Annotated in this window: 14 protein-coding genes; 4 read left to right on the top strand and 10 right to left on the bottom strand. The window is 73.4% G+C overall.

Annotated elements, in window-relative coordinates; genetic code table 11:
- Positions 1–3: 3 nt before the first annotated feature.
- From ligD to ABD844_RS05555, 3 genes are all read right to left on the bottom strand, one after another.
- Complete coding sequence (gene ligD / locus ABD844_RS05565; protein ID WP_344873624.1) at positions 4–1,194, bottom strand: non-homologous end-joining DNA ligase; 1,191 nt, start codon at positions 1,192–1,194, stop codon at positions 4–6.
- Positions 1,195–1,384: 190 nt separating this feature from the next.
- Positions 1,385–2,134, bottom strand: coding sequence for a crotonase/enoyl-CoA hydratase family protein (locus ABD844_RS05560; RefSeq protein ID WP_344873623.1), 750 nt, complete (start codon positions 2,132–2,134; stop codon positions 1,385–1,387).
- Between the two features lie 95 nt (positions 2,135–2,229).
- On the bottom strand, positions 2,230–3,888 hold the full coding sequence (locus ABD844_RS05555) for an acyl-CoA dehydrogenase family protein (protein ID WP_344873621.1): 1,659 nt from the start codon (positions 3,886–3,888) through the stop codon (positions 2,230–2,232).
- A gap of 46 nt (positions 3,889–3,934) precedes the next feature.
- Here ABD844_RS05555 and ABD844_RS05550 point away from each other — a divergent pair, with 46 nt between their 5' ends.
- A complete protein-coding gene (locus ABD844_RS05550; protein ID WP_344873619.1) occupies positions 3,935–4,654 on the top strand; it encodes a PaaX family transcriptional regulator C-terminal domain-containing protein in 720 nt (239 codons plus the stop codon).
- Positions 4,655–4,742: 88 nt separating this feature from the next.
- Here ABD844_RS05550 and ABD844_RS05545 read toward each other — a convergent pair whose 3' ends face one another.
- The 3 genes from ABD844_RS05545 to ABD844_RS05535 form a co-directional block, all read right to left on the bottom strand.
- The gene (locus ABD844_RS05545) at positions 4,743–5,771 is read right to left on the bottom strand and encodes a hypothetical protein (protein WP_344873617.1); all 1,029 of its coding nucleotides are present in this window, start codon (positions 5,769–5,771) and stop codon (positions 4,743–4,745) included.
- Positions 5,772–5,960: 189 nt separating this feature from the next.
- A complete protein-coding gene (locus ABD844_RS05540; RefSeq protein WP_344873615.1) occupies positions 5,961–7,358 on the bottom strand; it encodes a glutamate-cysteine ligase family protein in 1,398 nt (465 codons plus the stop codon).
- A 35-nt stretch (positions 7,359–7,393) separates the two neighbouring features.
- Complete coding sequence (locus ABD844_RS05535) at positions 7,394–8,104, bottom strand: SDR family oxidoreductase (protein ID WP_344873613.1); 711 nt, start codon at positions 8,102–8,104, stop codon at positions 7,394–7,396.
- Positions 8,105–8,207: 103 nt separating this feature from the next.
- On the opposite strand from ABD844_RS05535, the gene ABD844_RS05530 reads away from it, so the two are divergent.
- Together ABD844_RS05530 and ABD844_RS05525 are read left to right on the top strand one after the other, a co-directional pair.
- Positions 8,208–9,038, top strand: a complete 831-nt coding sequence (locus ABD844_RS05530; protein WP_344873611.1) for a helix-turn-helix transcriptional regulator — start codon at positions 8,208–8,210, stop codon at positions 9,036–9,038.
- 1 nt (position 9,039) lies between these two features.
- Positions 9,040–10,077 carry a zinc-dependent alcohol dehydrogenase family protein gene (locus ABD844_RS05525; protein ID WP_344873609.1) on the top strand — a complete coding sequence of 346 codons (1,038 nt, stop codon included), beginning with the start codon at positions 9,040–9,042 and terminating at the stop codon, positions 10,075–10,077.
- A gap of 3 nt (positions 10,078–10,080) precedes the next feature.
- On the opposite strand, the gene ABD844_RS05520 is transcribed toward ABD844_RS05525, so the two are convergent.
- Complete coding sequence (locus ABD844_RS05520; protein ID WP_344873607.1) at positions 10,081–10,566, bottom strand: carboxymuconolactone decarboxylase family protein; 486 nt, start codon at positions 10,564–10,566, stop codon at positions 10,081–10,083.
- Between the two features lie 174 nt (positions 10,567–10,740).
- Between ABD844_RS05520 and ABD844_RS05515 the strand changes: the two genes are divergently transcribed.
- Positions 10,741–11,346 carry a response regulator transcription factor gene (locus ABD844_RS05515; RefSeq protein WP_344873605.1) on the top strand — a complete coding sequence of 202 codons (606 nt, stop codon included), beginning with the start codon at positions 10,741–10,743 and terminating at the stop codon, positions 11,344–11,346.
- Between the two features lie 53 nt (positions 11,347–11,399).
- Here ABD844_RS05515 and ABD844_RS05510 read toward each other — a convergent pair whose 3' ends face one another.
- The 3 genes from ABD844_RS05510 to ABD844_RS05500 all read right to left on the bottom strand — a co-directional run.
- On the bottom strand, positions 11,400–13,406 hold the full coding sequence (locus ABD844_RS05510; RefSeq protein WP_344873603.1) for a prolyl oligopeptidase family serine peptidase: 2,007 nt from the start codon (positions 13,404–13,406) through the stop codon (positions 11,400–11,402).
- Positions 13,403–15,100: an ATP-binding cassette domain-containing protein gene (locus tag ABD844_RS05505; RefSeq protein WP_344873601.1), complete on the bottom strand. Its 1,698-nt coding sequence runs from the start codon at positions 15,098–15,100 to the stop codon at positions 13,403–13,405. Before ABD844_RS05505 ends, ABD844_RS05510 begins: the two co-directional genes overlap by 4 nt.
- A partial coding sequence (locus ABD844_RS05500; RefSeq protein ID WP_344873599.1) for an ATP-binding cassette domain-containing protein occupies positions 15,097–16,638 on the bottom strand: 1,542 nt, incomplete at its 5' end. The genes ABD844_RS05500 and ABD844_RS05505, both read right to left, overlap by 4 nt.

Here is a 16,638-nt window from a genome sequence, read left to right as displayed (position 1 = left end):
CCGTCAGCCGCTCCGCTGCCAGGGGTCGTAGTCGACCTCCAGCGGCTCCTGCGCGGGCCGCTCGGCCTCCGGGACGTGCTGGAGGTTGACCCGGATGCGGTACCACACGCTGCTGCGCCCGCGCATCCCGTCGACCAGCACGTCGGCGGGCTCCAGCCGGGCGGCGACGCCGGGGTGGCGGGCCTTCCAGCGATCGAGGCCCGCCATCGCCTCGTCTTTGTGCTCGGCCCTGGCGATCTCGATGACCGGCACGGTCTGCTGCCTGCGCCCGCTGCCCTTGGGCGGCTTGGGCGCGGGGCCCAGCTCCTCCGCCAGCGCGAGCAGGCCGTCGAGCGAACCCGCGTGCAGGTCGATGTCCTCCCACGGGTCGCCCCGCTCGGCCAGCCGCTCGGGCACGGTGTCGATCGTGTAGGACTCGGGGCGGCAGCCGGGCACCTCGTCCCAGCTCAGCGGGGTGGACACGCGGGCATCCTGCACCGCGCGGACGGAGTAGGCGCTGGCCACCGTGCGGTCGTAGGCGTTCTGGTTGAAGTCGACGAACACGCCGTGCCGCTCCTCCTTCCACCACCGGCTGGTGGCCAGGTCGGGCGCGCGCCGCTCGACCTCGCGCGCCACCGTCTCGGCGGCCCTGCGCACCTTCGCGAACGGCCAGCGGCGCTCGATGCGGGCGTAGACATGGAACCCGCGCGAGCCGGACGTCTTGGGCCAGGCCACCAGCCCGTGATCGGCCAGCACCTCGCGGGCGGCCTCGGCGGTGCGCAGCACGTCGGCCCACTCCACGCCCGGCACCGGGTCGAGGTCGATGCGCAGCTCGTCGGGCCTGGACAGGTCGTCGGAGCGGACGGGGTGGGGGTTGAGGTCGACGCAGCCCAGGTTGACCACCCACAGGAGCTGCGCCAGATCGGTGCAGACCACCTCTTCCGCGCTGAGGCCCGAACGGTATTTCAGCTCGGCCACGTCGATCCAGTCGGGCCGCTTGGCCGGAGCCCGCTTCTGGAAGAACGCCTCCTGCTCGATGCCGTGCACGAACCGCTTGAGCACCATCGGCCGCCCGTGGACGCCCCGCAGCGCCGCCTCGCCCACCCGCTGGTAGAACCTGACCAGGTCGAGCTTGGTGTGGCCGGACCGCGGGAAGACCACCTTGTCGGGGCTGGTGATGCGGACCTCGCGCCCGGCGACCTCGATGTCTGGCATAGCGCCCACCATACGCGGGCCGACCGACAACCCTCCGAGACCGCCTGCACGTCCAGGAAGCCTCCGTGGCGGATGTAGGCGGCTGTAGGCGTAGGCGACTGTAGGCGGCTGTACGTCCCGGAAGGCTCAGCGGTGGCTGCACGTCCGGAAGGCTCAGCGGTGGCCGTACGTCCTGGAAGGCGCGTGGCGGTCAGATGTCCCCGAAGGTTCCGTGGCGGCCGGCTCCGGCGGCGAAGCGGGCCGCGCCCTCCGCCGCGCCGGGCAGCGAGACCAGGCCGTGGCGCAGTTCGTTGCGCATCGCCTCCGCCTCCCCCAGCCCGCTCTGCTCCAGCGCCGACAGCCGGTCACCGCGCAGGCACGCCTGCGGGAAGGCGGCCAGCTCACGGGCCAGCGCCTCGGCGTGCCGCCGGGCGGTGCCGGTGGGGACGAGGCGGTTGACCAGCCCCCACGCGTACGCCTCCGGCCCCTCGACCGGCCGGCCCGTGAGGATCATGTCCATGGCCCGGGACTCGCCGATGAGCCGCGGCAGCCGTACGGTGCCGCCGTCGATCAGCGGCACCCCCCACCTGCGGCAGAACACCCCGAACACCGCGTCCTCCTCGGCCACCCGCAGGTCGCACCAGAGGGCCAGCTCCAGCCCGCCCGCCACGGCGTGCCCGGCGACGGCAGCCACGACCGGCTTGGTCAGGCGTATGCGGGTCGGGCCCATCGGCCCGTCGCCCTCCTCGCAGACGCGGTTGTCGAGCGCCTTGAGGTCGGCTCCGGCGCAGAACGTGCCGCCCTCGCCCCACAGCACGGCCACGTCGGCGTCGGAGTCCTCGAAGTCACGGAACGCCCCGGCCAGCGCGTCGGCGGTCTCGCGGTCGACGGCGTTGCGCGCCTCCGGCCTGCTGATCACCACGGTGACGACGGGGCCTTGGCGCTCCACGCGTACGGTCATGCGACCCTCCTCGGGAAGCGTGCGAATCTCCGGGCTCTCCTCGTGGACCGTGCCGAGCCTACGCTCCCGCCCCGGCCTGAGCCGGGAAGCGCGCGTCAGGAAAGCGTGACGGCCCCCGACAGGAGCGTGTCGAAGTCGGACGGCTCCCCCGCCGGGCGGTCGATGCCGCGCAGCGGCCCCTGGTCGACGAGGTGCGACTCGGCGTACCGGCGGGCCACGAGCGCCTTGCGGCCGTCGTCGAGGCCCCACGTGGCCTGGTCCTCCAGCAGGGCGGCGGCGTAGACGTCGGCCATGAACTGCGCCAGCGGGTACAGCCGCGCCTCGGCCACCGAGTGCTCCAGCGCGGACCACGCCTCGATGGCCTTGGCCAGGTCTTCGACGCGGGTGCGTACCAGGTCGGAGGTGGCCAGGGCGCGCAGGCGGTCGAGGAAGGGCAGGTGGGCCCGCTCCTTGACCATGGCGCGGCGCACGTCGAGGCAGAGGATGTTGTCGCCGCCCTCCCAGATCGGGTTGACCTGCGCGTCGCGCAGCAGCCGGGCCACCGGCCACTGCTCGATGTAGCCGTTGCCGCCGTGCACCTCGATCGCGTCGCTGGCCGCGGTCACGCCGAGCCGGGCAGCGCGCAGCTTGACCAGGGCGGGAGCGAGGCGCAGCCGTGGACCGGCGTACCAGTCGAACACCAGCGCCTGCGCGGCCTCGACCTCGACGACCAGCTCGGCCAGCTTGCGCCGCATCAGCGGCTGCTCGGCGAGCGGCCGGCCGAACGCCTCCCGCGCCCCTGCGTAGCAGACGGCCTCGACCAGCGCCCGCCTGGCCACGCCCAGGCCCATCATGGCCACGCCGAGCCGGGAGGCGTTGGTGAGCCGCATCATCGTGCCGAGCCCCGAGCCAGAACCCGTTCCTGCCAGGAGGAACGCCTCCGCCCCTGTCAGCTCCACCTCGGCGGCGGCGACGGACCTGGTGCCGAGCTTGTCCTTCAGCCGGCGGATGCGCACGCCGTTGCGGCTCCCGTCGCGCCGCTCCCACAGCACCAGGAACGGCGCCACCGCCCCCTCCGGCAGCCGGGCCAGCACCACGAACGCGGAGCCGTTGGCGTTGGAGGCGAACCACTTGAACCCGGACAGCAGCCACGCGTCACCGGCGGGCACGGCCTCGGTCTCGAGCGCGGCCAGGTCGGAGCCGCCGGACCGCTCGGTGAACATCTGGGCGGCCTCGCCGGAATAGAAGCCGTTGGCGAAGATCTCCCGTACCCGGTCGCGTACGTCCGGCGGCGCGTGCTTCTCGGCGAGCGCGACCACCATGTCCCCGCCCGTGCCGAGCGCGCAGCCCATCCCGATGTCGGCCTGGTCGAGCAGGTATGTCCACGCGGCGCCGAGCACGGCCGGATCCGCCCCGTTCGCACGGGCCTGTTCGGCGAAGGCCGGAGAGGTGAAGTTGTCGGCCATCAGCGCCTCGCGGGCGGCGTGGAACGACGGCGGCATGACGACCTGGCTGATGTCCCTGCCCCACTTGTCGTACTTCTCCAGTCGCGGCGGGTTGCGGTCGCTCTCCTCGGCGCACTGGGCGACGAGACCGCCCGTCAGCTCGCCCAGCCGGTCGAGGTGCGGCTGCGCCCAGGCGAAGCCGTCACCCAGGTACCGCCGCATGAGCAGGCGGAGCGTCGGGTCGCAGCGCCACCAGTTCCGCCCGGCCGCCCCCTGGTAACGCTCGGTGGCGTAGCGGTCACCGCGGTCGCCGTGATCGAAAGGTTCCATGAGATACCGGCCCATACTCTCGAGTGTTACATATACTCGACACGCGATGGAAGAGCGTAATAGCACGTTGAGCGCCCGCTCGGCCGTGCTGAGCGCGCTGCTCGGCAGCCACCCGCCCCGCCTCTCCGCCCGCCATCTGGTGCGCATCGGGGCGTTGTTCGGCATCGCGGAGGGCACGGTGCGGGTGGCGCTGTCACGGATGGTCGCGACCGGCGACCTGCTGCAGTCAGGCGGGCGGTACACGCTGTCGGAGCGGCTCGTCGAACGCCAGGCCAGGCAGGACGAGAGCCGCGACCCCCACACCAGGCCCTGGGACGGCACGTGGGAGGTGGCCGTGGTCACCGCCGAGCGCCGCGCACCCGCCGACCGGGCCGCGCTGCGGCACACGATGACCGCGCTGCGCCTGGCCGAGCTGCGCGAGGGCGCCTGGATGCGACCGGCCAACCTGGTGCGGGCCTGGCCGGAGATCGTCACCGCGCAGTGCACGCTGATCGACGGCCGCCCGCACGACGACCCCACTCCCCTGCTGTGGGACCTGGACGGCTGGGCCGCCGAGGCGCGGCGACTGGAGGACGCGCTCGGCCGCGCGGCGGGCCTGGCGGAGGGGTTCCTGGTCTCGGCGGCGGTGCTGCGCCACCTGCTGGCCGACCCGCTGCTGCCCGCGGAGCTGCTGCCGGAGGACTGGCCGGGCGCGGAGCTGCGGGCCCGCTACGACGACTTCGACCGCCGCTACCGCGACGTGCTCAGGAAGCACCTCCGCGGCTGAGGCGGCTGAAGCGACCGAGCCGACCGAGACGGCTGAGACGCTGAGACGCTGAGCCGATTGAGGCGACTGAGGCGGCTGAGGCGGCACGTCAGAGGCCGACGCCGAAGATCGTTCGCTTGTTCCTGAACTCGGTGACGCTCCACAGCCTGCCGCCCTGCACGGTCAGGTCCTCAGGCCCGATCGGGAACGGCCTGGTCTCCAGCTTCTCCCCGTCGAGCACCAGCAGGCTGCCGTTGGCGGTGGACCCGGCGCCCTGGCTCAGATACCACCTGTCCCCTTGCGACACAGCGCCCTGGATGTCGGCGTGCCCCATGATGAACGCGTCGGCGGGTTCGCCGCCCGCCAGCTCCAGATCCCAGCGCCCGACCCACCCGCCGGGGTCGTTGTCGCGGTACTCGCCCGTGACGAGCCGGGGCGTGGCCCCGCTGCGGTCGATCGACACGAACGAGAAGCGCGGGCCCGCCTGCGCCACCTTCCAGAAGTCGGTCTGGGGGACGAGGTAGCGGTAGCCGAAGGCGTTCAGCCGGCCGCCGTGCCGGCCGATGCGGTTGCCGTCGCCCAGGTCGGGTTGCGCGGTGCGCAGGTCGAGCAGGTTGTTCAGGTCGAAGACGCGCAGGCCGCGGGTGGTGTCGGCGACGTAGAGCAGGTCGCCGTGGCAGGCGATGCCGCCCGCGTGGATGTCGATCGGCCCGTACGAGCCGTCGGGCCTGGCCACGACCAGCAGCGCGTGCTGGTACCGCAGCGACGTGGGGCTGAGGAACGACACCCGGATCCCCCGCTCGCCCGCCCGCGGCTTGAAGTACCAGCTCACCAGGAACGCCGGCACCCCGAGGTTGCCCGAGTCGTCGCTGCCGGTCAGGCCCTGCGGGTACCAGTCGGCGGTGTCCTGGTCTTTGTCGTCGAAGGCGTACCACTCGGCCGGTCTGGGGCGCATGGAGCCCATCGCCGCGCCGGCCCCCTTGCTCTTGGCGGTCCTGTTGGCCTGCGCGAGGAGCGCCTCGACCGCCGTGCTCCCGACCTCGCCCGCCAGTTTGGCGGCCCCCTCCGCCAGGTCGCCCGTCTCCCGCTTCAGGACAAATGCCGACTTATCCGCAGGAACCATCCCCGTTGCCGCCATACCTACCTCACCTTTCCGTCTCTTGACCAGTTTGACGGACGGGCAGGGGTTGAGGTTGTCGATTCATCCCACAAAATGCTCCCTGGGAGAATTGTCCGGCGAAAATCACCCGCGAGATTCGGGCCACAAGATTCTCCCCGGGGCTAACACAGGAATCACCGTGCGGGATTCGGCCAAAAGGCTGAGCGGCTACGTCCACAAATGGACGGGCATGCCCGACAGCGCTAGCTCCCGATAACGCCGCACCAGCCGCCGCCGGTCGCCGCCGAAGCGCGCCAGCGCCTCACGCTGCCAGACCGAGCCGGTACGCCGCAGCCGGGTACGCTCCGCGATCACGCCCAGCGCCCGGTCGGCGTCCGACGGCGTCACCCCCGCCTTGAGCAGCCCCTCCCGCGCCTCGGGCAGCAGGTAGAGCACCAGCTCCGCGGCCTCGTGGTCGCCCTCCCTGCCGGGCCACGACAACCTGGCGCCCAGCCCGTCCATGGCCGCGCGGTAGAAGTTCTGGTACGCCTGCGCGAACCGGTACCCGGTCAGGTCCCGCTCGGCCTGCGACAACGTCAGCCCGAGCAGGAAGGCCGTGTTCGCCGCCATGTCCGCGCACGAGGGCCCGGCGGGCAGCGCGCGCATCTCGACCCGCAGGTGGCCCCCGTCGGCCGGGTCGTAGACGGGGCGGTTCCACTGCCAGATCGTGCTCTGGTGCAGCCGCAGCTCCGGCACCTCGTACGGCCGCGCCTCCTCGGCGAGGTCGGGCACGATCGGGTCGTAGTCGCGCACGTACCGCTCGAACAGCTCGTGCGCGCCCTCGCGCACCCAGTCCGAGCCGAACGTCACCCGCCCGTCCCTGCGCTCGCGCCGCTGCACGTCCCGGTCGTCCACGGCCTCCTCCATCAGCGCGATGCGGGTCTCCTCCCACAGCTCACGCCCCAGGAAGCACGGGGAGTTGCCGCACGCCGCCAGCACCGGCCCGATGGCGAGCTGGGCGGCGTTGAAGAGCCGCGCGAAGCGCTCCGGCGGCGTGCGGATGTGCACCTGCCACGAGGTGTTGGCGCTTTCGAGGATCACGTCCTCGACCGAGAGCTCCAGATCGCCGATCTTCACCAGGAACGGCTCCAGCCGCAGCCTCCTGAAGCCCCTGCTCAAGGCGCGGAAGCGGTTCTGGTCGCTCATCGCGCCCAGCGTGAAGTCCTCGGTGTCGAGCGTGGGCAGTATGCCGATCGGCAGCGCGCCGCCGCCCTCCACCGCCCGGTCCACCTTGACGATCGTCTCCTGCACCTCCGCGGCCAGCGCCTCGAAGGGCCTGCCCGCCAGGAGCGTCGGGGTCAGGTTGACCTCGATGTTGTAGCGGCCCAGCTCCAGCACCACGCGGGGGTCGTCCAGGCTGTCGCGCACCTCGCTGTTGCGCGGCAGCGGCCGTCCTTCCTCGTCGATCAGGAACAGCTCCAACTCGGCCCCGATCGTCACGGGGCCCTGGCCGAAGCCGGGGGTGTCGAGCAGCTTGCGCAGCACGCCGAGCTGCTCCTGGATGCGCTCTCCGAAGCGCACGTACTCCGCTTCGGTGAAACGTTCCTTCGCCAGATCTCTGCCCATCACCCCCCTATGTCCGATCTGCCAGCTTTGACACTTCACCAGCGGACGGCGCCGTCATCGTTCATGTAGGCCCCGGTAGGGCCGTCCGCGTCCAGGGTCGCCAGCCGCACCGCGATCGCCGCGCCCTGCTCGGCCGTACGGGGCCCGGTGTGCCCGTTGAGGTCGGTGGCGCAGTAGCCGGGGGTGCCCGCGTTCACCTTGATCGGGGTGTCCTTCAGCTCCTTGGCGTAGCAGACGGTGACCATGTTGAGCGCGGACTTGGAGGAGTTGTACGCCAGGGCGTTGAACGCGAGGAAGGGACTCTCCGGGTCCCCCGCCATGGCCAGCGAGCCCAGCTCGCTCGACACGTTGACGATCCGGCCCGCCTCCGACCTGCGCAGCAGCGGCAGCATGGCGTTGGTCACCGTGACGACGCCGAACACGTTGGTCTCGTAGACCTCCCTGACCTGCTCGGCGGCGGCGGCGCTGGGCTGGTGGGCGGCCGGGCCGCCGACGATGCCGGCGTTGTTGACCAGGATGTCGAGCCTGCCGTACTCGGTCTCGATCCACTTGGCCGCCGCCGCGACGCTCGCCTCGTCGGTCACGTCGATCCGCACGTACGGCTGCCCGAGCCGCTCCCCCGCGGCCCGGCCGCGCTCCTCGTCACGCGCCCCCACGATCGCGGTGACGCCCTGCCCGGCCAGCAGCCGGACGATCTCGTGGCCGATTCCCTTGTTGGCACCCGTGATAAGGGCGATCTTCGTCATGGCTCCACGTTCGCGCAGGTCAACAGGGGTGCGGGAGAGTCCTGCGAAGGCTGGTACCAGGGGTACCACCCAGGCGGCGGCGCCCGTCCGCGAGGATGGAGGCATGCACCGCGACGAACTCGCCGAATTCCTCCGTGTCAGGCGCGCCCGCGTCACCCCCGCAGAGGTCGGGCTGCCGAGCGGCGAGCGCCGCCGTACGCCGGGCCTGCGCAGACAGGAGATCGCGCAGCTCGCGGGCATGTCGATCGACTACTACATCCGGCTGGAGCAGGGCCGGGGCCCGCACCCGTCCAGGCAGGTGCTCAACGCGCTGGCCCGGGCGCTCATCCTCGACCACGACGAGCGCACCCACCTGTTCCACCTGGCCGGGCAGCCGCTCGACCCGCCGCGCATCCGCGAGGACGTGCCGCAGAGCCTGCTGCACCTGATCTCGTTCCTGGAGGAGGTCCCCGCCTACGTCCTGGACGCCCGCTACGACATCCGCGCCTGGAACCCGCTGGCGAGCCTGCTCATGGGAAACCTCGACGCCATGCCGCCCGACCGGCGCAACGTCATCCGCTGGGTCTTCATGGCGCCCGACCTCGCCGAGCACCTGAGCGACGAGGAGAAGGGCCGCTTCGCCCGCGCCTCGGTCGCCGACCTGCGCGCCGCCGCCGGCCGCTACCCCGACGACCGGGCCCTTCACGCGCTGGTGGCCGAGCTGCTCGCGCTCAGCCCCGAGTTCGCCGAGCTGTGGGCCAGGCACGAGGTCCAGGTGCGCAGGGAGCAGCGCAAACGCGTCATCCACCCGATCGTCGGCGTCATCGACGCGATCTGCCAGGTCATGCCGGTGCCCGACCGCGAGGACCTGCGCCTGGTGCTCTACACGACCGAACCCGGTTCACCCTCCCACCGGGCCTTGCGCGACCTGCGGCAACTGACCCTAAGCTCATGAGATGCGAGCGGTTGCCTTTGACATCTTCGGTGGAGAGCTCGACGTGCGCGAGCTGCCCGACCCGTCCCCCGCCCCGCACGGAGCGGTGATCCGCGTCGAGGCGACGGGGCTGTGCCGGTCCGACTGGCATGGCTGGAAGGGGCACGACCCCGACATCAAGGCGCTGCCCCACGTGCCCGGCCACGAGCTGGCGGGCGTGGTCGAGGCGGTCGGCCCCGACGTGCGGGGCTGGCGGCCGGGGGCGCGCGTGACGGTGCCGTTCATCTGCGCGTGCGGCACCTGCGCCGCCTGCGCGACCGGTGACCAGCAGGTCTGCGAACGGCAGACGCAGCCGGGGTTCACGCACTGGGGCTCGTTCGCCGAGTACGTCGCCATCGACCACGCCGACGTCAACCTGGTCGCCATCCCCGAGGACATGGCCTACGTCACGGCGGCCGGGCTCGGCTGCCGCTTCGCCACCGCCTTCCGCGCCGTCGCCCAGGTGGGCGAGGTACGTCCGGGCGAGTGGGTGGCCGTGCACGGGTGCGGCGGCGTGGGCCTGTCGGCCGTGATGATCGCGACCGCGGCCGGGGCCCGGGTCGTGGCCGTCGACATCAGCACCGACGCCCTGCACCTGGCGGAGCTGGCGGGCGCCACGCACTTCGTCAACGGCTCGGCCGGCGACGCGGCGGCCCAGGTCAGAGAGCTGACCAGGGGCGGCGCGCACGTGTCGATCGACGCGCTGGGCAGCCCTCGCACCTGCGCCGCCTCCGTCGAGAGCCTGCGCCGCCGGGGCCGGCACGTGCAGGTGGGGCTGCTGCCCGGCGGCGCCACGCCGGTGCCGATGGACCGGGTGATCGGCCACGAGCTGCGGCTGCTGGGCAGCCACGGCATGGCCGCGCACGCGTACCCGCCGATGCTGGAGCTGATCAGGGCAGGAGTGCTCCACCCCGACCAGCTCGTCACCCGCACGATCGGCCTGGCGGACGCCGGCAAGGCGCTGGCCTCGATCGGCTCGGTGCCGGGCGTCACGATGATCACCCCCAGGTCGGGTGCGTGATCACTACTCGATCTGCACCCGCAGCGTCCTGAGCACCAGCGCCAGCATGCTGTGGTGGGCCACGAGCAGGACCAGCTCGATCCTGCTGACCTCGTCGTAGCGGTCGCACAGCGCCGCCCAGGTCGCGTCGGTCAGGTCGCCCGCGTAGTGCAGGTCGTCGGCCACCTGGAGCACGAGCTGGTCCTCGACCGACCAGAGGGCGTGCGGCTGGCGCACCGACTCGACCTCCTGGTCGGTGAGGCCGGCCGCACGGGCCGGCATGGTGTGCTGGGCCCACTCGTACGCGCTGCCGCAGTGGTAGGCCGTGCGCAGGATCGCCAGCTCGCGATCGCGGGCGGGCAGGGCGCCGTCGAGCAGCGCGCCTTCGAAACGCCGATATGCCGGATATAGACCGGGATGGCGGGCCAGGGTGGCGAACACATGGTACGGATTGGCCTTCGTGAAGGCGTCCCATTCCTCAGGGGGAAGGGGCTGCACGCGGGGTCTCATGGTCGTTACATTCCCAAATAACCGCGCGTTCGGCGGGTTTTCTGTCATCCGTAACACGCGCGGATCGAAAAGTGATTGACCCCAAAACAAAGGGACTATTCACCATGAGGTCAATACGGCAGGATTGGGGGGCCCGCAGACGTTGCAAGCCTGGTCGACCGCAAGGACGCATTGGTGATTCGAACGTTGCTCGCTGAGGACATGCACCTGGTACGCGGGGCACTCATCGCACTGCTGGCCTACGAAGAGGACATCGAGATCGTGGCCGAGGTCGAACGAGGAGACCGGATCCTGGCCGCGGCCAGCGCCTGCCGCCCCGACGTCGCGGTGCTCGACATCTCACTCCCCGGTAAGGACGGGCTCACCGCCGCGGGCGAGCTGCACCGCGAACTGCCCGAGTGCGGGGTGCTCATCCTGACCGGGGTCGGCACGCCGGGGCTGCTCAAGAAGGCGCTCGAGGTGCACGTACGCGGCTTCATGGCCAAGGACGCGCCACCGGGCCGGCTGGCCGACGGCATCAGGAGGGTGGCCGCGGGCGAGCGGGTCATCGACTCGGAGCTGGCCATCGCGGCCATGCGCCCGGCGGAGGCCCCGCTCACGCCGCGCGAGCTGGACGTGATCGGGGCCGCCGCCGACGGTGCCTCGATCGGCGAGATCGCGGCCTCGCTGTACCTGGCCGAGGGCACGGTACGGAACTACCTGGCCAAGACCACGGCCAAGCTGGGGGCGCGCAGCCGGATCGACGCCATCCGCATCGCCAGGGAGTCGGGCTGGATCTGACGGCCTGGGCCCCTCGGGCAGGCCCCGACCCCCTCAGGCAGGCTCCGGGCCTCTCAGACAGGGTCCGGGCCGTCGGCCGGGCAGCCGGTGTGGGCGGCGAGGAAGGCGAGCACGTCGGCGGCCAGCGCCACCGAGCGGCTGACCGCCCGCGCCCCGTGGCCCACGTCCGGCTCGTGCCGGAGCAGGATCGGCCGGGCACCGCCGCTCGCCCACTGCAGCGCGGCGCACATCTTGCGGGCGTGCATCGGATCCACGCGCGTGTCGGCCGCCGACACCGTGAACAGCGTCGCGGGGTAGCCGGCGCCCTCGGCGACTCGGTGGTAGGGCGAGTAGCCGAGCAGCCAGCCGAGGTGCTCGGCGTCGTCGGGGTCGCCGTACTCGCCGGTCCAGGAGGGGCCGAGGCCGCTCAGGTGGTAGCGGGCCATGTCGAGCAGCCCGGCCGAGCACACCGCGGCGGCGAACAGGTCCGGCCGCTGCGTGACGACCGCGCCGACGAGCAGGCCGCCGTTCGACTCGCCCCAGATGCCCAGTTGCTCCGGAGTCGTCCAGCCGTCGGCGACGAGTTTCTCGGCGGCGGCCACGAAGTCGTCGAACACGTTCTGCTTGCGGTCCAGCATGCCGTCCCGGTGCCACGCCTCGCCCTCCTCGCCGCCGCCGCGCAGGTTGGCGATGGCCAGCACGCCGCCCGCCTCCACCCAGGCCAGGGAGTCGGCGGCGTAGCCGGGCATCAGGGGGATGCCGAAGCCGCCGTACCCGCTGAGGATCGCCGGGCGCGGGCCGCCGTCCCACGGGCGGGCGACGACGACCATGCGGATGGGGGTGCCGTCGGCGGAGGAGTACTCGATGTGGTGGCTGCTCACCGAGGGCAGCGTGACGCGGCCGGGCGCGACCGCCCACGGCGTCGTGGCGGCGGTGCGGGCGTCGTAGCGCCAGATCTCGGCGGGGGTGACGGCGTCGGTGTAGGTGAACCACGCCTCGGAGCCGCCCTCCGGACGCGAGGTGAGCGTGGCGATCGAGCCGCTGCCGGGGAGCGGCACCGTGCCCAGCCGCTCCCCCGTACGGGCGTGGTGCACGGCGATCTCCCCCACCGCGTGCCGCGTCCTGGACACCAGCAGCCGGTCACCGTCGAGCACGGTGAACGTCCCCAGCACCGCCTCCCGGTCCTCCGGGACCAGCTCGCGCCAGACCTCCGGCTCGCCGGGATCGGCCACGCACAGCCTGCGCCTGGGCGCGTCGCGGTCGGTCAGCAGGTAGAGGCGGCCGTCACAGGCCACCGCACCCGCCGTACGGGCGTGCGCCCCCTCCTGCACCGCGCGAGGCCGCGGGTTCGCCGGATCCCCGAGTGACAGGTCGGCCAGCCAGAGCCCGTTGCCCGACGCGGTGCCGGCGGAGATCGTCAGCCAGCGGCCATCGGCGCTGATCTGCACGCCGTACGCGATCGGGCCCCTGGTGAAGACCGGGACGTCCGCGCCCGGGTCGCCGATCCGGTGCAGGAACACGCCCTGGCGGAAACGTACGTAATAGAACGCCGCGCCGCCGGGCAGCCAGGCCACCGCCGAGTAGCGGCAGCCCCCGATCGGGCCGTCGGCGAGGGCTCCCGTGGCGAGATCCAGGACGTACAGCTCGGCCTTCTCGTCGCCGCTGCGCGAGATCTGGTACGCCAGGCGGCGTCCCTCCAGGTCGGGCTGCCAGTCGTCGAGCGTCGTGAGCCCGGAGGGGTCGAGCGCCATGGGATCCAGCACCACGCGGTCGTCGCAGCAGAGCACCGGGTGCTCCTGGTCGGTGGACTGGCGCAGGTGGAAGCGGCGCGGGCCGCGCCACACGGGCGCGGTCACCAGCCCGGTCTCCGTGAGTTCGGTCAGCCGCCGGGTGAACCGCTCCCGCCACGGGAGCCGGGCGGCGCTGTCGCGCCACAGCCGGTCCTGGGCCGAGAGCCAGGCTCGGGTGCGGGAGTCGAGGGGATCCTCCAGCCAGCGGTACGGGTCGTCGATCGGGTGGCCGTGGCGGTGCTCGGTGAGGGGGAGACGGTCGGCGGAGGGGTAATCATCGGGAAATCTCATGAAACGGGCTCCGGATGCCAGTGGCCGGCCAGGTCGGCGTACAAGGGAGAGGTCCTGACCAGCTCGTCGTGGGTGCCGATCGAGACGTGAGCGCCGTCCATGAGCAGGATGCGGCGGGCACGCAGGGCGGAGGTGAGACGGTGGGCGATCACGATCAGCGTGCCGCCGCGGCTCGCGAACGCGCTCTCGGCGCGCGCCTCGGCGGCGGGGTCGAGGTGACAGGTGGCCTCGTCGAGGATGACGAGGGGCGCGGGGGCGAGATAGGCGCGGACGAGGGCGACGAGCTGGCGCTGCCCGGCCGAGAGCGCGCCCGGCTCGACCCGCGCCCCGTAGCCGCCCAGCCCGGCCACCAGCTCGGCGGCTCCGACGGCTGCCGCAGCGGCCGCCACCTCGTCGCCGGTGGGGCTGCCGTAGTAGGCCAGGTTCTCCATCAGCGTGCCGCGGAAGACGTACGCCTCCTGCGGGATGAGCACCCGCGCGGCCGGGTCGAGCCGCCCGGCGGGGACGCCGCCGACCGTCACCTCTCCCTCGCCCGGCCGCAACAGGCCGCTGACCAGCGCGGCGAGCGTGGACTTGCCCGCCCCGCTGGGCCCCACGACCGCCAGGTGGTCGCCCTCGGGGATGACGAGGTCGAGGCCGTCCACGACGGGCGCGGAGCGGGGGCCGTAGGCGAAGGTGACGGCGTCGAGCCGGACCTCCGAGGCGAAGGGGCGGATCAGCGGCACGGCGGGCGGCACGGGCGGGGCCATGGCGCGGATGCGGGCGAGCGAGGCCGAGAGCCGGACGCCGCTGACGCCCAGGCCCTGCACCAGGCCGCCGAGCGCGGGGGCCAGCGACTGGGTGACGTACGCGAGCGTCCCCACGATCACACCCGGCCCCGCCCCGCCGTCCAGCAGCCACGGGGCACCGGCCAGGACGAGCACCACGGGCAGCCAGCCTCCGACCGCCAGCGCGGCGGTGCGCACGGCGGTGACCCCGGCCAGCGAACGCGCGGCGGCGGCCTGCGCCCCCAGCCGGCCGTCCAGCCGCCGGGCCACCCGGTCCCGCAGGCCGCACGCCTCGATGTCGCGCAGCCCGGCCGCCGTCTCCGTCATCGCCTCGGCCAGTTGCTCGTCCGCCATCAGGAACGCGCGCTGCCGCCGGGCCAGGGCGGGCAGCGACGCCAGGAACAGCCCCAGCCCCAGCAGGAACGGCGGCAGCACCAGCACGAGCGTCCCCGGAGCCAGCGTCAGCAGCCCGAGCACGACGCCGGCGACCGTGAACACGAACCCGCGCACGGTCGTGACCACGGCCGCGAAGGCGTCCCTGGCCAGCTCGACCTGGAGCCCGGCGCGGGCCACGGCGCCGCTGTCCCGGCCCGTGGCGGGCTCGCGGCGCAGGGCTCCCTCGACCACGTACGTCATGAGGTCGTCCCTGAACGGCTCCGCCACCGCCGCCACGGCCAGCACCACCTGCCGCGCGGCGACCGCCCCCGCCGCCCAGGCCAGACCCAGCGCCGCCAGCCAGGCGAGCCCGATCAGCGGCTCGGCCGGGGCGAAGCCGTCCTCGACGGCCCGCGCGACGGCGTGCCCGATGAGGAACGCGGGCGCCGCCTCCACCAGCGACCAGAGCCCGATCGTGACCAGGCGGCGCGGCTCGCGCCGCAGCGCCTGCCGCAGGCCCGGCCGCCCCGCGTCCTGCCGGGAGCCACTCATGAGGCCGCTCCCTGGACTCCTTGGGCTCCCTGGAAGACCGCCCGGTAGGCCGGATCCCGCCAGAGTTCGTGGTGGGGCCCGTATCCGCGCACGGTCCCGTCGTCGAGCCAGACGACCCGGTCGGCGCGGGCGGCCGTGGCGACCCGATGGGCCGCGATCAGCCGGGTACGGCCCAGGGGGTCGGTGGTGAGGGCGTGGCCGACCTGGCGTTCGGTCACCGTGTCGAGGCTTGAGGTGGCGTCGTCGAGCACCAGCAGCCGCTCCCCCTGGGCGAAGGCCCTGGCCAGGCCGAGGCGCTGGCGTTCGCCGCCGGACATGGGCGCGTCGCGCAGCGGGGTGGCGTAGCCGAGCGGCAGCCGCCGTACGAACCCGTCCGCGCACGCCCCCCTCACCGCCTCCTTCACCCGCTCCGGCACCTCGCCGCCACCCGCGAACGCACCACCGCGCACCGCTTCAAGCGGGAGCGCGGGTCCGGCAGGCAGCGTGGGTTCGGGGGTGGCGGGTTCGGGGGTGGCGGGCTCGGGGGTGGCGGGTTCGGGGGTGAGGGTGTCGGCGAGCGTGTGGCCGATCAGGGTGGGGCGTTCGAAGGCGTACCCGATGGCCCGCCGCAGTTCCTCCGCCCGCAGCTCCTCCAGCGGGACCCCGTCGAGCAGCACGCTCCCGCGTTCCGGCGCGGCCAGTCGCCCCGCCAGCGCCGCCAGCAGGGACTTTCCCGCCCCCGAGCGTCCCACCACGGCGGTCACCGACCCGCCGGGGAGCGTGAGGTCGCCGACCGTGAGGCCGTGCGCGGCGACGTCGCGGAACTCGACCGTCCCTGGTCCGGGCGGCAGCGTACGCGTGCCGTGCGCGACAGGCGTCAGGTCGAGCACCTCCACCACCCGCCCGGCGGCGGCCCGCGCCCTGGCCAGGCCGCCCACGTGGCCGAGCCCGGTGCTGAGCGCGGCCCCGAGCACGGCGTAGCGGGCGGCGGCGTACAGCTCCCCGACCGTGAGGTCACCGGCGGCGAGCATGAAGCCGCCCACGGCCAGCACGGCGACCTCCAGCAGCGGCACGACCAGCCCCGACCGGACGGCGGCCGAGGCGCCCGCCCGCCACAGCTCCATCCCGTGCGCGCGCAGCCGGGGCAGCGGCGCCAGCACCCGCCGCGCCTCCTGGGCGGCGGTGCCCGAGGCGGCGAGCGTGCGCGCGCCCTCCATGGCGTCCACGAGCCGGGCGGCGATCTCGCCCTGCACCTCCTGGTAACCGCCCGCGATGGCCGTCGTCGTCCGCAGGAACGCCCGCAGCACGAGGACGATGACGACGATGCCCACGCCGAGCGTCAGCGTCAGGACGGGGGCGATGAGGGTGAGCGCGACCAGGGCGCCGACGGTGGGCACGAGCAGGGCGAGCGCGCTGGTCACCGTCTCGGGTGCGCGGCCGACCTCCTCGGCGTTCAGCCCCGCCCGGGTGACGAGTTCGCCCTCGGGGAAGCGGCGGGTGGCCGCGGGCCCGGCGCCGAGCACGTGGCGCAGCAGGCCGGAGCGGAGGGCGGCGGCGGC

Source organism: Nonomuraea antimicrobica (assembly GCF_039536965.1).
Taxonomy (GTDB): domain Bacteria; phylum Actinomycetota; class Actinomycetes; order Streptosporangiales; family Streptosporangiaceae; genus Nonomuraea; species Nonomuraea antimicrobica.
Note: the sequence above shows the minus strand (reverse complement) of the source record. Positions and strands in the feature narration are given on the sequence as shown.

Excerpts from the sequence above, each read along its gene's own strand:
- ABD844_RS05550 (WP_344873619.1), top strand. The coding sequence starts at position 3,935 with ATGGAAGAGCGTAATAGCACGTTGAGCGCCCGCTCGGCCGTGCTGAGC.
- ABD844_RS05555 (WP_344873621.1), bottom strand. The coding sequence starts at position 3,888 with ATGGAACCTTTCGATCACGGCGACCGCGGTGACCGCTACGCCACCGAG.
- ABD844_RS05525 (WP_344873609.1), top strand. The coding sequence starts at position 9,040 with ATGCGAGCGGTTGCCTTTGACATCTTCGGTGGAGAGCTCGACGTGCGC.
- ABD844_RS05545 (WP_344873617.1), bottom strand. The coding sequence starts at position 5,771 with ATGGCGGCAACGGGGATGGTTCCTGCGGATAAGTCGGCATTTGTCCTG.
- ABD844_RS05510 (WP_344873603.1), bottom strand. The coding sequence starts at position 13,406 with ATGAGATTTCCCGATGATTACCCCTCCGCCGACCGTCTCCCCCTCACC.
- ABD844_RS05505 (WP_344873601.1), bottom strand. The coding sequence starts at position 15,100 with ATGAGTGGCTCCCGGCAGGACGCGGGGCGGCCGGGCCTGCGGCAGGCG.
- ABD844_RS05535 (WP_344873613.1), bottom strand. The coding sequence starts at position 8,104 with ATGACGAAGATCGCCCTTATCACGGGTGCCAACAAGGGAATCGGCCAC.
- ligD (WP_344873624.1), bottom strand. The coding sequence starts at position 1,194 with ATGCCAGACATCGAGGTCGCCGGGCGCGAGGTCCGCATCACCAGCCCC.
- ABD844_RS05520 (WP_344873607.1), bottom strand. The coding sequence starts at position 10,566 with ATGAGACCCCGCGTGCAGCCCCTTCCCCCTGAGGAATGGGACGCCTTC.
- ABD844_RS05540 (WP_344873615.1), bottom strand. The coding sequence starts at position 7,358 with ATGGGCAGAGATCTGGCGAAGGAACGTTTCACCGAAGCGGAGTACGTG.
- ABD844_RS05530 (WP_344873611.1), top strand. The coding sequence starts at position 8,208 with ATGCACCGCGACGAACTCGCCGAATTCCTCCGTGTCAGGCGCGCCCGC.
- ABD844_RS05560 (WP_344873623.1), bottom strand. The coding sequence starts at position 2,134 with ATGACCGTACGCGTGGAGCGCCAAGGCCCCGTCGTCACCGTGGTGATC.